This is a genomic window from Lactobacillus psittaci DSM 15354, from assembly GCF_000425905.1.
Taxonomy (GTDB): domain Bacteria; phylum Bacillota; class Bacilli; order Lactobacillales; family Lactobacillaceae; genus Lactobacillus; species Lactobacillus psittaci.
Window position 1 is genome coordinate 258266 of the sequence record NZ_AUEI01000004.1, and the last position, 19225, is coordinate 277490.

The following is a 19225-nucleotide window of genomic DNA, read 5'->3' on the forward strand; positions in this document are numbered from 1 at the left end:
AAGGCTATAGCTTCATGAAGCTATAGCCTTTTTACTTAGATTAAATCAATTTTATTTTTGCTTTTTCTCAGCTCTAGCATAGATTGCATAAGCTAAACTACCAAAGAAAATTGGGCCAATAATAGTCCAAAAGCCTGTTACAAAATCACCTTGCAAGAATGGTTGTACACAAGTAAAGATAATTCCGAATAAGACTACTAAGAAACTAATTATAACAACAAGATTGGTAAACTTAGGATTCTTGAAAACTTCAAATGGTAAGTTTTGATGCTTTTTCTTGAATACTGGAAAAGCAGCTATCAAGAAAAGATATGGAAAGCTAGTTGCAACGTTAGACATATCAGTCAAGATTGTGTAAAAGGTCTTCGCTTCACCTCCACCAAAGGCAATCAAAAACAATAAAACACAAACCAACGCAGCTTGCATCCACATAGCATGAGCTGGAACACCAACTTTGTTTAATCTAGTCATCTTTTCTGACCACAAGTGCTTTGAACCTAAAATAAATGACTTGATTGGTGAATAAATCAAAATAAAGAATGAACCTACATAAGCCAAGAACATCCCTAAACCTACAAACCTAATAAAAATACTTTGAAGTAATAAACTTGTAGCTGTTCCTAAACCTAACGTTTGTCCTAAATAGTATCCAAGATGTCCCATCATGACATAAGTAATATTTCCAAGATTAACACTATTAGAGTTTAATACTTTATTCCAATTAACACTAATTCCCCAAAGTAAAATCATGATAGAATAGCCAGCTGCAATAAGTAATGAAGAAATTAACATTCCCTTTGGAAAGGTTTTTTCAGGCTCTTTTACTGATTCAATAATTCCGCCTAATGCTTCCATTCCCGCATATGCAAAAACTGCATATACGACAAATGAAATGGTGGCAACCGGTGTTTGAAATTCTGGATTTGGTGATACTAGTAAAGACTTAGCAGTTAATGCTTGAGAAATATGACCATGTCCGGCAATCAATGTAATAATACTGCCAATAATAAAGACAAAAATCATACTTGTAACAAAATATCCACCAATTGATGATACCTTAGAAATAACTTCAGCACCGTGACTTGCTGCAAAAGTCACAAAAATCATCCACAAAATTGCCAAAATTCCGATTACTTGAGTAGCATTAAACGGGCCAAATGCCCAAGTCTGGGTCATGTCTTTTCCAAAAATCAAAGCAGAAAATGGAATGAACACTTTAGATGAAATGGTTAAAAGCCAGATAATCCAGCTTGATAACCAAATAAAAGTGCCAATAAAAGCCCATTTTTCACCAATAGCATCTTTTAACCAAGCATACATTCCTCCACGATCATCTTTAAACGCAGCACCATATTCTGCAATCATCATTGCAACTGGCAAGAAAAAGAGAATTGCGGCTAAAATAAACCATGGAATACTTGCATATCCCATTTGTAAAAACGCTACCGGCATATTGGCAAAACCAAAAATACTTGAAAATATCATCATAATTAGACTAAATAGCCCAATTTTTTTCTGTTTATCATTCATAAAATAACAAATTTCCTTCTACATTTTTTACTTAAAGTATCTTTTTTATTTTATCACGTTGCTGATTACTCGTATATATGAAAAAAGAGAATGAAAATTCATTCTCCTTTACTTAGTCATTTTCTTCTTTTAATCCTTTTTCAACTAATTCTGGATCAGTCTTACCAGGATTTAACTCAACTAGCTTACCACTTGCAATGTAAATTACCCATTCTGCCAAATTTACAATATGATCTCCTGCTCTCTCAAGTGTTCTAATTACACTGACATATTGTTCATATGATGGGATTGATTCACCATTAGCCATCATTTTTTCTAAAAGACGTTTTTGTTCTCTGACATAAATAATATCGACTTTCAAATCTTGGTTAGCTACTTCATAGGCTGCTTTTTCATCAGTGTAAACATATGCATCTAGAACTTTTTCTAGCATTTCGCGGACAATTGCACTCATTTCTTCAATTGCCTGTTCAATTTCAGGAGAGTGGTGATTTCCCTTTAATTGAACTGTAGCACGACCAATATGAACCGCATAATCGCCTAAACGTTCAACATCATTACTTGCTTTTAAAATAGAAATAATGGTTCTAAAGTCATTAGCCAAAGGCTGTTGCAATGCAATTAACTTAAGAGCTCGTTTTTCTAAGCTAATTTCTTCATCATTGATTGCTAAGTCACCATTGATTACTTTATTAGCCAAAACTGAATCATGTTCTAAAAAAGCCTTAGTAGCTTGATAAAGCTGTTCATTAGTATCTAATCCCATTTCAACGAAGCGACTCTTTAACTTTTTTAATTCTGAATCAAACATTACACCCATTGTTCAAATATCCTCCTTTAACCAAACTTACCGCTCAAGTAATCACTTGTTTGCTGCTTTTGTGGATTAATAAAGATTTCACTTGTTTTATTAAATTCCACCAATTTTCCTTGGTGCATAAATGCTGTCCAGTCAGATGAACGACTAGCTTGTTGCATGTTATGAGTAACAATAATAATTGTATAGTCCTTTCTTAATTCAAGCATTGTTTGCTCAATTTGACTAGTAGAAATTGGATCTAATGCACTAGTAGGTTCATCCATCAAAATAATTTCAGGCTTGGTTGCTAAAGTTCTAGCAATACATAATCTTTGTTGTTGTCCTCCAGATAAAGAATTTCCATTGCTATGCAAAGAATCCTTTACTTCATCCCATAAGGCGGCTTGCTTTAAACTTTCTTCAACTCTTTGATCTAAAACCTCTTTTCGCTTTTCTCCTGCAAGACGCAAACCATAAACTACATTATCATAAATTGACATTGGAAAAGGAGTCGGCTGCTGAAAGACCATTCCAATTTGCCGGCGAAGACGATAAACATTGATTTGGGGATCGTTAATATTAATATCTTCAAATATAATTTCACCAGTTACGGTAGCTAAATCGTCATTCATTCGGTTAATTGAACGCAATAAAGTTGATTTACCAGAACCACTTGCCCCAATTAAAGCAGAAATTTGATTTTTGGGGAATTTCATAAAAACATTTTTTACAACTTGTTTGTCACCATATGCAACGCCTACATTTTTCAATTCTAAAGCAATCTTTTCCATTGATTTTTCCTTTACTACTTACCTAACTTTTTACTAATGTATGCACTAAACAATCTTGCGCAAATATTAAAAACCAAAATAGTTAAAATTAGAACTGCTACTGCCCCACTACTAATCGCTTGTGCATTTGGAACTAATCCTTCTGTATTTAATTTCCAGATATTTACAGCCAAAGTTTCTGCTGGTCGCATTAAATTTAAGAAACTTGTTGGGTCAAACGGATTCCAATTACTATAACTAACTGCAATTGAACTCTGTCCGGAAGTAAAAATTAATGCTGCTGCCTCACCAAAAATTCTCCCTGAAGCTAAAATTACTCCTGTTAAAATACTTGGAAAAGCAGCTGGAATCACAATATCTTTAGTGACTCTCCATTTAGTCATCCCTAATCCTAAACCTGCTTGTCTTTGTAAGTAGGGAATTTGTCTTAAAGCTTGTTCTGCATTTGTAGTCAAAAGTGGAATATTCAATATTGTTAGTGCTAAAGCACCAGCTAAAATTGAAAAGCCCATTTTAAAATTAACTACAAAAATCAAATATCCAAAAAGTCCAATTACCACACTTGGCAAGGATGATAAAACTTCAATAGCTAACCGCAATGCTCTTGTAAAAACATTATCTTTAGCATATTCACTTAAATAAATAGCAGCCCCAAGTGAAAGAGGGATTGAAATAATTAAAGTAATAACTACTAAATAAAATGAATTAAATAATTGATCTCTAATTCCGCCATTGGTACTAAAAGAATCACTTGCACTTGTTAAAAAATGCCAAGATAGTTGAGGTAATCCTTCTACTATCAAATAAAGCAAGAATAAGATAACAAGTATTCCCGCAAAAATTGCACCACTACTAATTAAAATAGTGGCTAAACGGTCGCGTTTTTCTGCATTCATTGCTTATCCTCTCTTTTTATTAATCAATTTAATTAAAATATTGAATACTAATGACATAACTAATAAAACGAATGCCAAACTCCATAAAGCATCATTAGCACTTGTTCCCATAATCGTATTACCCATTCCAGTTGTTAAAACACTAGTTAAAGTAGCTGCTGGACTCATTAAGTTTTGTGGCATTAAAGCAGCGTTACCAATTACCATTTGAACAGCTAATGCTTCTCCAAAAGCTCTAGTCATTCCGAAAACTATTGCTGTTAAAAGACCACCTTTTGCTGATGGGATTACAACCATATGTAATGTTTGCCATCTAGTTGCCCCTAAACCATAACTTGCAGTTCGGAAAGTTTTAGGAGTAGCACGTAAACTGTCAACCATCATTGAAACCATCGTTGGTAAAATCATCATAAACAAAACTACTACGGCAGCTAAAATTCCAAATCCTGATCCACCAAAAAGACTTCTTAAAACAGGAGTAACTAAAATTAATCCAGCAAAACCATAGACAACTGATGGTACTCCAACTAGTAATTCAATTATTGGTTGTAAAATTTTACCAAACCATTTTGGAAAAATTTCATTAATTGCTAAAGCGATAATTAAAGCAAAAGGAGCTGCAATTAAACCAGCAAGTAATGTTACTACAAACGAAGTTACAATCATTGGTAAAGCACCAAAACTATTGTGACTGGGTTCCCAATTACTACTTGTTAAAAATTGCCAAACATTAGCATGATCTTTAAAAAATAAAGCTAATCCCTTTCCAGTTAAGAAAAAGATAATACTAATAACTACTAGCCCAATTAAGGCAATAGAACCATATGATATTGTCTTTCCCCATTTTTCTTCATAACTTTCTTTTGATGGAGATAATAAAAGATGCTTTTTATTTTGCTTCATCACGTTACTTCTTTCTAACTACGCCATTAATATCGCGAACTACTTTCATATCATAAATACTTATGTAATGTGCTCGCTTAACCAACGTATTTTGCACTTCTTTTGACTGAATATATTCAATAAATTTAACTGCTGCTGCACTTGCATTCTTTTGTGTATACATATGCTCATAAGACCATAATTTATATTTATTAGTTTCAACATTTTTACTACTTGCATCAATGCCATCAATAGTTAAGGTCTTTATAGAATTATCAATATATGAAGTTGCGACATACGAAATTGCACCAGGAGTTGCTTTAACAATCTGCTTAACTGATCCATTTGAGTCTTGCTCTTGAGCCTTTAAAGGTTCTTTACCTTTTAAAATCAATTCTTGAAATGCTGCTCTAGTACCTGAACCACTTGCTCGATTAATAATCGTAATTTCTAAATTAGGTCCACCTACTTGCTTCCAGTTAGTAATTTTCCCTAGAAAAATATCACGTAATTGATTAGTGGTTAAGTTCTTAATATTCAATTTCTTGTTTACAATTGGAACTATGGCAGAAATAGCTACAATGTGGTCTGTTAATTTCTTAGCATTAATACCTTTTTTACTTTCAGCATATACATCAGAAGATCCGATTTCGACAGTTCCGTTTTGAACTTGCGATAAGCCCGTACCTGAACCGCCACCTTGAACAATTAAATTAATTACAGGATTCTTTTTCAAAAAGCCTGCCGCAGCACTTTCACTAAGTGGCTGCAAAGCAGTAGAGCCTACATTGGTTACTTTACTCGTTTGTTTAACTCCATGTGATTCATAATCCCACCAGCAAAAGGCTATTAGGGCAATGAACACGAGGCCAAAGATTGATTTTTTATTCATCTTCTCCACCTGTTTTCTTGTTATTTTTCTAACTCTTGTGGTACAAATAATAACAAAGGAATGTAAATGTAAAGTTTTTCTTATGTAAAGGCTTTGTAAATTTTTGAGGGAAAAATGACAAATAGATTCTTAATTTTATCTCAAAACCCGGATTTAACTACTAAAATAGAACAACTAATAAAAAAGAAAAGAGAGAATTATCGACACTTAACTACACCGACATCATTAGTTGTTGCATTAAATGACGAAAACTATTCTGGAATCTTTTGGGATATTACCAAATCCAACTTAGACACAACACTTGCAACATTATTATTAATTCGTAATCAGGTCGCTGGCCCCATTATTATTTTTACAAATAGCCATTCTGATCGAACGCTAGATAAGCTTTATAAGGCAAAAGTCGACTTTGTAGCCGGTTTAGAAATTAACGAGAAATTGTTATTAAGAATTTTTGAGCAGCGATTATGGAGCTATTCTTACAAAATTCACACTCAAGAAAAGAAATTAACTAATAGAGCAGATGAAGAAATAATTGAAACTGGAAGCATAAAAATTAATATTGGAAAATATTCGGTTTTTAAAGATAACGAACCTGTTGTATTAACCCCAAAAGAATTTCAATTACTTGCTTATTTAGCCCAAAATAAAGGTAATGTTATCAGCCGTGAACAATTACTGCAGAAGATTTGGGGCTATGATTTACTAGGTTCTTCAAGAATTGTAGATATTCATATATCTCATTTACGAGATAAATTAGAAAACGATTCAACTCATCCAGAGCATATTTTAACCAAAAGAGGTTTTGGATATTGTTTTATATAAGTCGAACTTTTTAATAGCTTGTTTTTAATTTTGTAAGTCTTTAAGTTGACAAAAAGCTTTTTTCTTTGTATCCTAGTCAAGATGAATTTTTACATCCAGGCCACTCGGGCCTGCAGGTGCTATTTTTAGTCCTTGGGCCCAGGCCTTAGGACTTTTATTTTCTAAAATAGAAAGGTTTGCAAAATGGCACAAGATGTTGTTCTCGATGTAGAAGAAAAGCCTAGTTTTGGTCAATGGATTGGACTAAGCATGCAGCACATGTTTTCCATGTTTGGCTCAACTGTATTAGTTCCTATCCTAGTAGGATTAGATCCAAGTATTGCCCTATTTTCATCTGGTGTAGGTACCTTGCTTCACCTCTTGATTACGCACCATAAAATCCCCGCATATATGGGATCTAGTTTTGCCTTCATTACACCAATGATTGCATTAATGAAGACAGCTGGTTATCCTGCAATTGCACAAGGGGTTATTGCTAGTGGGCTAGTATATTTGATTGTTGCTTTAATTGTCGCTTTTGCAGGAAGTGACTGGATTGATCGAATTTTACCTCCGATTGTTGTCGGACCAATTGTAATGGTTATCGGCTTGTCACTTGCTGGAACAGCTGCAACTGATGCAACAATGAATAATAGCAAGTATGACTTACGCTATTTTGCAGTTGCAATGTTGACTTTGCTAGTTACTATTATCTTCAATATGTACTTCAAGGGTTTTTGGGGATTAATTCCAATTTTACTTGGAATTGTTAGTGGCTATATCATTGCTTGCCTATTTGGAATTGTCGATTTTTCAAAAGTAATGAGTGCAAGTTGGATTTCCATGCCTAAATTTGAAATTCCTTTTGTTTCATATTCACCTAAGATGTATTGGGGAGCCATTTTGAGTATGGCACCGATTGCCTTTGTAACAATGACTGAGCATATGGGTCACATCATGGTATTAAACGAGTTAACTGGCCGAGATTTCTTCAAAGATCCTGGTCTTAAAAAGACATTAGCCGGCGATGGCGCCGCTAGCATCGCAGCTGGTTTATTAGGTGGTCCAAGTGTAACAAGTTATGGTGAAAACATCGGCGTTATGGCCATTACCCGCGTGCACAGTGTCTATGTTTTAATGGGAGCAGCTGTTTTTGCAATTCTCTTTAGTTTTGTCGGTAAGTTAAGTGCTTTAATTGAATCAATTCCTAGTCCAGTTATTGGTGGGATTAGCTTTTTATTATTCGGAGTAATCGCTGCTAGCGGACTAAAAGTGATTGTTGAAAGAAAGATTGACTTCAATAAAAAACGTAATTTAATGATTGCATCAGTTATTTTAGTTATTGGAATTGGTAATGCCTACCTTCAATTAGGTGATTTTCAATTTTCTGGTGTAGCTGTAGCAACTATCTTGGGGATTATTTTGAACTTAGTCTTGCCTCAAGAAGCAGCAAGTGAAAAAGAATAAAGTTCATTTAGATTTTTATAATTAATTGTTTTCAAATGCCAATATCAAATAAAAAAAGTCTGCTTAACCAAAGCAGGCTTTTTTATGATAGAGTTATTATTGTTAAAATATTTTGCTGGAGGAAAAATGATGAAGCATTCACGAGTTCCGCGTATTAGCCTAGGAACACAAATTATCATTGGCCTAATTCTAGGAATCATAGTTGGAGCTGCTACTTATCATAATCAGGTAGCAATCTCCACTATGTCTGGTTTAGGAACTATCTTTTTACGCTTAATTCAGATGATTGTTATGCCAATTGTGGTTTCATGTTTAACAGTTGGAATTGCTAATATTGGTGACTTGCGCAAGTTAGGACGTATTGGTGGTAAAACCCTACTATATTTTGAAGTTTTAACTACTATTGCAATTATTTTAGGGTTAGTAGTTGCTAACATAACGCGTCCTGGTGATTTTATTAATATCCATTCACTAAAGGGTGGCGATATTTCTAAATATCTTGCTACTGCCAAAACAGCCTCTAAAACTGGTATCTGGGATACAATTTTTGCTGTGATTCCTACCAACATTTTCAAATCAATGTCTGAAGGCGATATGATGCCTGTTATCTTTTTCAGTGTTTTCTTTGGTTTAGGAATTGCAGCAATTGGCGAAAAAGGAAAAATTATCACCCAATTTTTGAATGCCGTTAGTGGCGTTATGTTTAGAGTAACCAACTGGGTTATGAAGTTTGCCCCACTTGGCGTGTTTGGCTTAATTGGTATGACCATTGCTCAAATGGGCTTGTCTGCACTACTGCCATTAGGTTACTTTATTTTAGTTGCCTATCTAACTATGATTTTCTTCTGTATTGTTATTTTGGGAATTGTTGCTTATCTCTTTAAACTTGACTACTGGAAAACAATGAAGAAGATTTGGCCAGAGATTTTGCTTGCCTTCTCTACTGCTAGTTCAGAAGCGACTTTGCCACGTCTAATGAAAAAAATGCAAGATATGGGTGTAGAAAAAGGTGTTGCCAGTTTTGTTATTCCAACAGGCTATACTTTCAACTTAGATGGTAGTGCTATTTATCAAAGTTTAGCAGCAATCTTTTTAGCTCAAGCATATGGACTTCACCTAACTTGGGAACATCAATTTACTTTATTAGTTGTGCTAATGATTACTTCTAAGGGAATGGCTGGTGTTCCAGGTGCATCATTTGTTGTTTTATTAGCCAGTGTTGCGACAATCGGAGTTCCAATTGCTGGATTGACCTTTATTGCTGGAATTGACCGCTTCGTTGATATGGGAAGAACCAGTGTAAATGTAGTTGGTAATACCTTTGCTAGCTTGGTTATTGGTGAAAGTGAAAAAGCACTTGACCGTAAAAAATACGAGCAATATTTAAACGAGTAACAAAAAACGCTATAGGAAATTTCTATAGCGTTTTACTTTAAAAATAAGGAGTTCTTATGAATCACGAATCATTTCAAGTAAAAGAATCAGAGCGAACTACCAACAGTTGGGATATGTTTGCTACTTGGATCGGAGCAAATGCAAATAACGGAACTTGGTTTGTCGGAGGCGTTTTAGCAGCTTGTGGATTTGTACTAGCCACTAAAATTCTTGTTTTATCTTCTGCACTATCATATCTCTTTTTAAGTTTAGTGGGTTATATCGGATACAAAACCGGCTTATCAACTATGACAATAGCAAGAGCTAGTTTCGGTGAACGTGGCAGTTATCTTCCTTCATTGGTAAATATTACACAATTTATCGGTTGGACAGCGGTTAACACCTTTATTGCCGCACAATCTGTCAGCTTGCTATTAAAAGACCTTTTTATGATGGATAACGAGACGCTAGGTTTAACAATCGGAATTATCGTTATGAGTATTTTACATATTTTGAGCGTTGCTAGTGGTTCAAAATCTATTCAATTAATCGAACGCATTGGTGTTGCACTAGTATTTATCTTCGTAATTTGGGAATCGATTGCTGTTTTCAAAGCCGTTTCATTAAATCAAATTATCTCTTGGAAAGTCCCTAATTCAAGCAAAATGGCCTTAGGAAGTGCTATTGATTATGTTGCCGCCTTTAATTTAGCTTGGGTTACAGCTGGCGCTGATTTTACACGTTTTACCAAGAAAAAAAGTAATTCCACAATTGCACCTTTTTGGGGAGCTCTAACTGGCGTAATTTGGTTTGCAGTAATCGGTTTAATATCAACTATTAGCATTGCAATTACTTCTGGTGTATACAATGCTAACAACTCAGATCCTTCAACAATTGCTAGCAAATTAGGCTTGGGAATTGTTGCACTATTAGTTATTATCTTAACTTCAATGACTGCTAATGCAGTTAATTTATTAGCGGCTGGCTCTGCACTTTCAAATATCTTTCCAAAAATCCGGCTAAAGTATTCACTTTGGATAGTAGTAGGTGCAGCTACCATTGTGACTTTCATTCCGATGTTTGTAGGATCATTCTTAGAAACTTTTGAGAGCTTCCTTGATTATGTAGGAATGGTCTTAGGGCCAACCGTTGCAATCATTTGTACGGATTATTACCTTATTAAGAAGAAAAATTACAATATTAACCAATTTGGCAAGAAGTTTGGAGAATATTGGTATAAATCAGGCATCAACTGGAAAGCTGTTATTGTTTTTATAGCTGGGATCATTATTTTTCTTTTAGGTAAAAACGCCCCTTTCCTATCAACTACCGTTGGAATCACATTCATCGATATAGCTATTTGTAGTTGCTTATACTGGATTCTAATGAAAAAATAAATTAACAAAGTTGCTCACTCTCAATGAGAAGGGGCAGCTTTTTTAGATATCTTTTACCATCATTAAATCACGTTGAGGAGTATCGCCCATCATAAAAATATGTTCATCTTTAGCTTTAAAACCAAAGTAATGATAAAATTTCTGAGCCTTATCGTTATGTTCCCAAACTCCCAACCAAATACGTCGAAAGTGCTTTTCTTTGGCAAGAGAAATAGCCTTTATCATCAGTTCCGAGCCTACATGTCTTCCTTGGAACTGTTTCAACACATAAATTCTCTGTATCTCAAAAGCTGAAGGCCATTTGGTTTCAGTTTGTGACATCCCCCAATTAACTTTTAAGTAGCCTGCTATTTGATTATCAACAAAAGCAAAAAACATTCTAGAAGTTGCAGTTTTTAATTCTGACTGCAACTTTTCTTGTGTATATGCACTTTTAATATAAGTGTTAACATCGTTAAGTGCTCTACATGAATCAAAAGTTTGATGAAAGCATTGCTTACTAAGATCAATTAATTGCTTAATATCATCAGTTTGAATTGGCTGAATCCTTATTTTCTGATTCATATTCATCTTCCTCTTTCAAAACAAATAAAATACTAAATCAAAAAAGCAACGACTTAAGGTATCGCTGCTTCTTCTAATCTAAACTTATTTTAAATTCTTGATTCGCTTCTCTGCTCTTGAGTAGAATATCCAAGCTACTACCCCAAAGAAAACTGGACCAAAGGCAGTCCAAAAGGCAGTTGCAGGGTCACCTTCTACAATTGGTTCAATGATTGTGAAAATAATTCCGGCCGCAATCACAACCCAAACAACCGCAGTTACAATCCAAACCCATCTTTGACTACGATAAAAGACGAATGGACGATCCAAATTCTTCTTCATCTTAAAGAAAGGAAAAGCTCCGATTAAGAATAAATATGGAGCCGCTGATGAAACATTCATCATATCCGTCAAAACTGTATAGAACGCACTTGCTGAACTCCCACCAAATGAAACAAATAAAATAATAAGTGAAACAAATGCTACTTCACACCACATAGCAAATTCTGGCATATCGTATTTATTCAAAGTAGTAAGACGTTTAGGAAGAAGACGTTGATCGCAGCCTTCAATAAATGACTTAATAGGTGAATAAAGCATTACGAAAGCTGCCCCTAATCCACCAAGAACATCACTTATAGCAGTAATCTGTGAAAATACTTTACCTAAAACCAACGCTTGAGCATGGTTTAAGCCAAAAGCATTACCAAAAACCAATCCCATATTATTAATTAAAACATACTCAACATTAGCCAAGTTTACATTCTTTTTACCTAAAATCTCACTCCAATTAGCAGTTACTCCACAAAGGAAAATAGTTAAGATGTAAAGCACTGTCATCATAATCATGGCCCAAATTAAGCCACGTGGGAAAGTCTTTTCAGGTTTATCAACATTGTCAATGACACCAGCCATAGTTTCTAGACCACCATAAGCAAACAAGGCATACACAATAAATGAAATTACTGAAAACAGACTGGTAAATGATGTGTTGGGTGATTTAACTAGACTAGTTGTAGTTAAAGGTTCAGCTAATTGTCCATGTTGCATTAATAAAATAATTAAACTAACAACAATGAAAACTACTGAAATTCCTAATGTTGCCACTCCGCAGACACTTGAAATTTTAACAATCCCATTAATTCCCTTAGCAGCAATCGCACAAACAATAACTAAGAAAATAATTTCTAAAATACCTAATGTTTGATCACTAGATAAACCAAATAAATGCCAACTTGTTGTTGTATCTCTCCCAAAAATTGCGGTTGCAACTGACACCAAGAAAAATTGGGTTGAAGAAACAAGCCAGATAACCCAAGCTGCAAGCCAAATAAATGTACCAACAAAGGCAGGCTTTTCACCAATTGAACCACGTAACCAAGAAAAAATACCACCTTTAGCTGCTTTAAATGAAGCACCATATTCGGCAAACATTAATGCTGATGGTAAGAAGAACAAGATAGCTGTAATAACATACCAAATTATACTGGCATATCCCATCTGATAAAAAGCTGTTAATGAGTTACTATAACCATAAATTGAAGAAAAAATCATCAAGATTAACCCAATTAAGGTTATCTTCTTTTTCTTTTCACTCATAAAAATCCTCGTTTCAAATATATTCTAAACTTTCATATACGACAATATTCATTTTAATACTAATCAAAATGTAAAAAAAGATAGAATATAAGAAATATCAATTTTTTATCATTTTCTATTAAAAGCTCGCTCTAATCTTTGACATATCAGCTTTACTAACACGCCATCAAAAATCAAACTACTCAACCATCCACTAAGAAACATCAAAATTTGCAAGTTAATATTATATTTATACCACCCATACAATGCATAAGTTAAAAAAAAGCCAGTTACATGAGCACCTGTTGCTCCTAATAAAACTGCAGGCCAGGAAAAGTGTTCTCGTCCCTTAGCCCTAATAAATCCAACTTCATTACCAAGTCCTTGGATAAAACCTGACAAAATTGTAATAGCTCCCCATTGTCCTCCAACTAGCATTTCACCAAAAGCTGCTAAAGTTTCTCCTAAAGTTGAACTTCCTTTGACTGGCACAAAATAAACTGCAAGCGGTGCAGCCATATACCAAAGTCCACTCATCAATGTATCAGCTAATTGAGCATACCCCGTTGGTAATAAAGCTGCTTTAGTCAAATTATAAATTAGGTTAAAACCATAAGTATAGATAACTCCCATTATTAATCCAATTAAGCTAATTAAGACAATCGCTTGTATATCCCAGGTAAATTTCTTTTTAAACATAAAAATCCTCCTTTTAACTTAGTCAAAAGGAGGGTTAATTACTTCTTTAATCCACTTCCCTAGCGCTGGCATTATCCAGTTCAGGTTCAAAGGGTCGACTTTTTGTCTCTCAGCTACTAGCTCCCCTAGTGACATAAATTAATGTTAATACTTAGATATATTCTTAGTATAACATATTATTTAAGTAAAAATCCCTTTTATGCTATCATATTGTTATTAGTCTTAATAAAAAATTTTAGAAAGGGTGTTGCATCCTCACATGGGTGAACCAAATAAACAAGACAAAAAAGAAATACAACAAAAACAGAAGAAGAACATTTTTTACAAACGTAAAAATTATAAAAAAGCACCTTTTTCTGATGTCCATGCACAACTATATTGGGCATTAGTCCTAGGACAAATTGCTTGTGCATATGCCTTAGGGATTGCTGGTAGTGCTTTTAATCATGCTAAGATAGCTTTAGGTATTAATGATACTTGGCTAGGATTATTAGGTGCTGGATCATTAATTGGATTAGCTGGTAGTTTTATTATGGGACGAATTTCCGACCGTTTTGGGCGAAAGCATCTATTAATGGCCAACATGTATATCTACACAATTTTATCCATTTTGCAATTCTTTACTAATAACTTACTCTTATTATTTATTTTAAGAGTCGGAATTGGATTAATGATTGCTATCGACTACACAGTTGGTAATTCAATTTTAGTCGAATGGTTACCTACTAAAGATGGGGCAAAGAAACAAAGTAATTTACTACTATACTGGTCATATGGATTTGGCCTTTCATTTTTAGCCAGTCAATTTATTAGCGATTGGCGCTTAATGCTTTGTTCTTCCGCAATTTTCGGTTTTATTGCAGCAATCTATCGAAGTGTCGTTCAAATCCCTCACTCTCCTTCATGGCTTGCTAGCCATGGTGAGCACCGCCAAGCACAAAAAGTTATTCAAAAGAATCTTGGTAAAAAATGGGGCCTACCCAAAAAATTATTGCGTATTAGAAAGAAATCTGATGCTTCAACAGCCGAATTATTTGGTAAAAAATATTGGAAGTCTACTTTAACTGGTACAGCCTTTTATGCAACTCAAGCATTTGCATTTTTCGGAATTAGTATTTTCTTGCCAATTCTATTGAAAAACATGCATATGAATGATGCTTTTTTATCAGGCTTACTTTATAATCTTGCAATTATTGTCGGAACTGCAATTGGTATCTGGTTATTCAATAAGATGAGCAGACGAAGCTTTTTAATTGTTACTTTTACAATTCCAATTGTTTGTCTATTTATTCTAGCTTTATTGCCACATTTGCCTTCTACATTAACTCTGCTAGTATTTACAATTTTCTCAGTTGTACTTTCAGCTTCATTGTTACTTGACTTTACTTATACTACAGAATTATTTGATCTTCGCATTAGAGCGACTGGTGTTGGTTTTGTTATCATGATGAGCCGTGTTGGTGCAGCTGCTGGTACCTTCTTATTACCTATTATTGTTAATCTTGCGGGTGCTTACGTTACTTTAATTGTATGTGCAATTATTTTATTAATTGGAACGGTTATTTGTATTTTTACTGCTCCAGAAACTCATCCTAAGTTCGCTAAGCAAAAGAACACAAACAATTAAACCAATAATATAAAAGCAAAAAATAGCCACCAATATATGGCTATTTTTTTATTAGACCAATCATGGTATTATTCTTATTGTGCGAATTTAAATTGAAAGGAAATTCTTAATGAATCAAACTAAGAATTATAAAGATGCACCTTTTTCTAAGGTGCATTCACAAATATATTGGGCAATGAATATAGGACAGATTGCCTGCGCTTATGCTCTTAACGTAGCTGGAATTGCATTTGGAAACGGTCAGCATGAGCTAGGTATCAACAACTTTATTTTAGGTCTATTAGGAGCCGCAAGTTTAATTGGATTAATAGGTAGCTTCTTCATGGGCCAATTAGCTGATAAATTTGGTAGAAGACATATGCTAATGAGCAATATGTACATTTTTACAATTTTATCTTTATTGCAGTACTTTACAACTAACGTCTGGTTTTTGTTAGTACTCAGATTATTAATTGGATTAATGATTGCCGTTGACTATACGGTTGGGAACGCTCTAATGGTTGAATGGTTACCAACTAAGGATGCTGCAGCTAAGCAAAGTCACTTATTGTTTTATTGGACATTAGGTCTTTTAATTGCCTATGTGACTGGACATTATGTCAGCGATTGGCGTTTACTTTTAGCATCAAGTGCAGTTTTTGGATTAATTGCTGCACTTAATCGTAGCTTCATTCGCTTACCAGCATCTCCATCCTGGTTAGCAAGTCATAATCAAAATGAATCTGCGACTGAATTAATCCAAGAAAGACTAGGAAAAGAATGGGGCTTACCTAAGCATTTGGTTGATCTTGAAGAAGATCCAAATATCAACTGGATGACCCTTTTTTCAAAAAACTACTGGCGTCAAACTTTAGCCGGAACCGCCTTTTATGCTACCCAATCTTTTGCTTTCTTTGGAATTAACATTTTCTTGCCAATTCTGTTAAAGAGTATGGACGTTACTGATACATACTTAGCTGGGCTCTTTTATAATATTGCCACTGTAGCTGGTCCTGCAATTGGTATTTACTTTTTCAATAAATACCGTAGAAGAAGCTTTTTAATTGTTACTTTTTCAATTTCCAGTCTTTGTCTATTTATCTTAGCCTTTGGTAAATCAATCAATTCAATTATTGAAATAACAATCTTCACACTCTTAGCAGTCATTTTAACTGCATCCGTTCTGTTAGATTTTCCATATACTTCAGAATTATTTGATATTAAAATTCGAGGTACTGGTGTTGGTTTTGTTATTGCTATGAGTAGAATTGGGGCTGCACTTGGTACCTTCTTACTACCAGTAGTAGTTAGCTCATATGGCTCATATGTAACAATGGCAATTTGTGGTATCGTATTACTTCTTGGTACTATCATTTGTTACTTTGTTGCTCCAGAAACTAACCCTAGATATATTAATAAAGATTAAAAAGAATCGCTTCAATGAAGCGATTCTTTTTTTATACTACTCTCTTACAGCCTATTCCACAGAGCGAGAGGGAAAGTGCTACTAATAGTTAAACAATAATTGAAATTATATTTATGCGTTTTGTGGTTCAATCATAAAATAAAACAGTTGACTTACTTTTTGTAAGATGATAAATTATTATTCAGTGATTGCTAACAAATAGTTAGTAGATTTACAAGGAGGATTAGCCATGAAATCATGGATTAAAAAAATTGGAATTATTGCTGGTTTGGGTATTCTAAGTGTTGGTATCGTAGCTTGTTCAAATCAAAAATCCAGCGAAGTTCTAAATAAAAGTACTTTAACTGTTGGATTGGAAGGTACCTACGCCCCTTACTCTTACCGTCAAAATGGTAAATTAACTGGTTTTGAAGTTGAATTAGCAAAAAATGTTGCTAAAAAGTTAAACTATAAAGTTAAATTTGTTCCTACTAAGTGGGACTCTTTGATTGCAGGAATTGGGGCTAAAAAATTTGATATTGCAATCAATGATATTGCGATGACTCCAGAAAGAGAAAAGGCCTATGCCTTTTCAACACCATATATTTATTCAAAATCAGCCTTGATTATGAAAAATAGTACTAGCTTAAATTCAATTAAGGATATCAAAGGTAAAAAGATTGCTGCTGCTACTGGAACTGCCAATGCTGACAATGTCAAAAAATTTGGTGGTGATAACGTATCATCAACCGATTTTTCAACTGCGATGGAATTAGTTCGTCAGAATCGCGTTGTTGCAGCACTTAACTCTAAAGAAGCATTCTTATACTTTGCTAAGAGTCAGCATGTTACCGACTTAAAATACAAAACGATTCCTACTTCACAAATTGCAAGTCAAGGTATTGGAATTATGATGGCAAAGAATAATAAGAGCTTACAAAAGAGAATTAATAAGGCTTTAGCTCAAATGCGTGCTGATGGTAGTTTGAAGAAACTTTCAATTAAATACTTCGGTGACGATATTACAAATAAGTAACAATTATCTTTGAGGTCCAGATTTTCTGGGCCTTTTTGTTTGACTTACAATTAGTAAGAGAGTAAAGTTTAATAACGAGACTTTGTTAATTATGAAAGGTTTATTATGTGGGATATAATTAAATCAACAACCCCTGAGATCTTTATTTCCGGTATCAAATACACAATTCCAATAGCTATTATTTCTTTTATTATTAGTTTGATTATTGCAGCTATAATTGCTCTTGTAAGAATCTCGACTCCAAAAGGAAGTCCAATAAAAAGATTTTTATGGCAACTTTTAAAGAGCTTCTTTATTTTTTATGTCTGGCTTTTTAGATCGACACCATTATTAGTTCAACTATTTATTGTTTTTTATGGTCTACCTAGTGTTGGTATTCAACTCGGACCATGGACTGCAGGCATTATTACTTTCTCACTAAATAGTGGAGCTTACGCGTCTGAAACTCTCAGAGCTGCAATTAGTTCTGTACCTGAGGAGCAATGGGAAGCAGCTTATTCAATTGGGTTACCATACCATAAAGTCCTAAGTCGAATAATTTTCCCTCAAGCAATTAGAATTGCAATTCCGCCACTATCGAACTCATTTATCGGCTTAGTAAAAGACACTTCCTTAGCAAGTTCAATTACCCTAGTTGAAATGTTTATGACTAGTCAGCAAATTGCATCACACAATTATCAACCCATGCTGATGTATTCAATTGTGGCTATAATCTATGCATTTTTCTGCTCCGTTTTAACTATTTTTCAATATTATTTAGAAAAGAAATTCGAGGTTAAGTAATGTTAGAACTAAGTCACATTAATAAAACTTATGAAAAACATGTCGCATTAAAAGATGTTAGTGTCTCGTTTCCAGAAAATCAAACTACAGTAATCTTGGGCCCCAGTGGCGCTGGTAAAAGCACTCTATTGCGTTCAATTAATATCTTAGATCATCCTGAAAGTGGGATAATTAATTTTGGTGATTTAACGCTAGATTATAGCAAAGAACTAACTAATAAAGAAATTCTTACACTACGTAGAAAAACAGCTATGGTTTTTCAAAGTTGGAATCTTTTCCCACATATGACAATCTTAGAGAATATAATAGAAGGACCTACCCAAGTCCTCGGCGAAAGCAAGACTGATGCAATTCAAAAAGCAAGAAAGTTATTAAAAGCTGTTGGTCTAACTGGAGTTGAAAACCGCTATCCAAATGAGTTATCAGGAGGACAACAGCAAAGAATATCAATTGCTAGAGCGCTAGCCTTACAGCCTAGTTATATTTTATTTGATGAACCAACTAGTGCTCTAGATCCAGAACTTGAAGCTCAGATATTACATTTAATGCAGAATTTAGCCAAAGAGAACTATTCCATGATTGTCGTAACACATAATATGGCTTTTGCTAAAAAAGTCGCAGATAAAGTGATTTTTTTAGAAGATGGACAGGTGCAATTTAGTGGTTCAAGTCATGAGTTCTTTGAAAAACCAACACCGAGAATTGAAGAATTTTTAAATGCAATGCAATTTTAAAAGCGTGCC

At 34.2% G+C, this 19225-nt stretch carries 18 protein-coding genes and 1 riboswitch; of the genes, 9 read left to right on the top strand and 9 right to left on the bottom strand.

Annotated features, from left to right (window positions below):
- Positions 1–51: 51 nt before the first annotated feature.
- From yjeM (H628_RS0101275) to H628_RS0101300, 6 genes are all read right to left on the bottom strand, one after another.
- A complete protein-coding gene (yjeM, locus tag H628_RS0101275) occupies positions 52–1530 on the bottom strand; it encodes a glutamate/gamma-aminobutyrate family transporter YjeM (RefSeq protein WP_027824825.1) in 1479 nt (492 codons plus the stop codon).
- Between the two features lie 112 nt (positions 1531–1642).
- The gene (gene phoU, locus H628_RS0101280) at positions 1643–2350 is read right to left on the bottom strand and encodes a phosphate signaling complex protein PhoU (protein ID WP_027824826.1); all 708 of its coding nucleotides are present in this window, start codon (positions 2348–2350) and stop codon (positions 1643–1645) included.
- Between the two features lie 17 nt (positions 2351–2367).
- Positions 2368–3120, bottom strand: a complete 753-nt coding sequence (gene pstB, locus H628_RS0101285) for a phosphate ABC transporter ATP-binding protein PstB (protein WP_027824827.1) — start codon at positions 3118–3120, stop codon at positions 2368–2370.
- 14 nt (positions 3121–3134) lie between these two features.
- Positions 3135–4016, bottom strand: coding sequence for a phosphate ABC transporter permease PstA (gene pstA / locus H628_RS0101290; RefSeq protein ID WP_027824828.1), 882 nt, complete (start codon positions 4014–4016; stop codon positions 3135–3137).
- Between the two features lie 3 nt (positions 4017–4019).
- Positions 4020–4919, bottom strand: a complete 900-nt coding sequence (gene pstC / locus H628_RS0101295; protein WP_027824829.1) for a phosphate ABC transporter permease subunit PstC — start codon at positions 4917–4919, stop codon at positions 4020–4022.
- A gap of 4 nt (positions 4920–4923) precedes the next feature.
- Positions 4924–5790, bottom strand: coding sequence for a phosphate ABC transporter substrate-binding protein (locus tag H628_RS0101300; RefSeq protein WP_034538077.1), 867 nt, complete (start codon positions 5788–5790; stop codon positions 4924–4926).
- A 114-nt stretch (positions 5791–5904) separates the two neighbouring features.
- Here H628_RS0101300 and H628_RS0101305 point away from each other — a divergent pair, with 114 nt between their 5' ends.
- The 4 genes from H628_RS0101305 to H628_RS0101325 all read left to right on the top strand — a co-directional run bounded on the left by H628_RS0101305 (position 5905) and on the right by H628_RS0101325 (position 10832).
- Positions 5905–6615, top strand: coding sequence for a winged helix-turn-helix transcriptional regulator (locus tag H628_RS0101305; RefSeq protein ID WP_006585075.1), 711 nt, complete (start codon positions 5905–5907; stop codon positions 6613–6615).
- Between the two features lie 183 nt (positions 6616–6798).
- Positions 6799–8061, top strand: a complete 1263-nt coding sequence (locus H628_RS0101315) for a uracil-xanthine permease family protein (RefSeq protein ID WP_006585076.1) — start codon at positions 6799–6801, stop codon at positions 8059–8061.
- 129 nt (positions 8062–8190) lie between these two features.
- Positions 8191–9456 (top strand): dicarboxylate/amino acid:cation symporter, encoded by a 1266-nt coding sequence (locus tag H628_RS0101320; protein WP_027824831.1) that lies wholly within the window; start codon positions 8191–8193, stop codon positions 9454–9456.
- A 56-nt stretch (positions 9457–9512) separates the two neighbouring features.
- Positions 9513–10832, top strand: a complete 1320-nt coding sequence (locus tag H628_RS0101325) for a cytosine permease (RefSeq protein WP_027824832.1) — start codon at positions 9513–9515, stop codon at positions 10830–10832.
- 42 nt (positions 10833–10874) lie between these two features.
- Here the strand turns inward: H628_RS0101325 and H628_RS0101330 are convergent, their stop codons facing one another.
- The 3 genes from H628_RS0101330 to H628_RS0101340 form a co-directional block, all read right to left on the bottom strand.
- Complete coding sequence (locus H628_RS0101330; protein WP_027824833.1) at positions 10875–11396, bottom strand: GNAT family N-acetyltransferase; 522 nt, start codon at positions 11394–11396, stop codon at positions 10875–10877.
- 84 nt (positions 11397–11480) lie between these two features.
- Positions 11481–12974: a glutamate/gamma-aminobutyrate family transporter YjeM gene (yjeM, locus tag H628_RS0101335; RefSeq protein WP_027824834.1), complete on the bottom strand. Its 1494-nt coding sequence runs from the start codon at positions 12972–12974 to the stop codon at positions 11481–11483.
- 108 nt (positions 12975–13082) lie between these two features.
- Positions 13083–13652 carry an ECF transporter S component gene (locus H628_RS0101340; protein ID WP_027824835.1) on the bottom strand — a complete coding sequence of 190 codons (570 nt, stop codon included), beginning with the start codon at positions 13650–13652 and terminating at the stop codon, positions 13083–13085.
- A gap of 39 nt (positions 13653–13691) precedes the next feature.
- Positions 13692–13789: riboswitch (TPP riboswitch) on the bottom strand.
- A 122-nt stretch (positions 13790–13911) separates the two neighbouring features.
- Here H628_RS0101340 and H628_RS0101345 point away from each other — a divergent pair.
- From H628_RS0101345 to H628_RS0101365, 5 genes are all read left to right on the top strand, one after another.
- On the top strand, positions 13912–15279 hold the full coding sequence (locus tag H628_RS0101345) for an MFS transporter (protein ID WP_027824836.1): 1368 nt from the start codon (positions 13912–13914) through the stop codon (positions 15277–15279).
- 109 nt (positions 15280–15388) lie between these two features.
- Positions 15389–16684, top strand: a complete 1296-nt coding sequence (locus H628_RS0101350; protein ID WP_027824837.1) for an MFS transporter — start codon at positions 15389–15391, stop codon at positions 16682–16684.
- Between the two features lie 229 nt (positions 16685–16913).
- Positions 16914–17699, top strand: a complete 786-nt coding sequence (locus H628_RS0101355) for a transporter substrate-binding domain-containing protein (protein WP_027824838.1) — start codon at positions 16914–16916, stop codon at positions 17697–17699.
- Between the two features lie 105 nt (positions 17700–17804).
- Complete coding sequence (locus H628_RS0101360) at positions 17805–18482, top strand: amino acid ABC transporter permease (RefSeq protein ID WP_027824839.1); 678 nt, start codon at positions 17805–17807, stop codon at positions 18480–18482.
- Positions 18482–19216, top strand: coding sequence for an amino acid ABC transporter ATP-binding protein (locus H628_RS0101365; protein ID WP_027824840.1), 735 nt, complete (start codon positions 18482–18484; stop codon positions 19214–19216). The genes H628_RS0101360 and H628_RS0101365 overlap by 1 nt, the downstream gene beginning before the upstream one ends.
- Positions 19217–19225 lie beyond the last annotated feature (9 nt).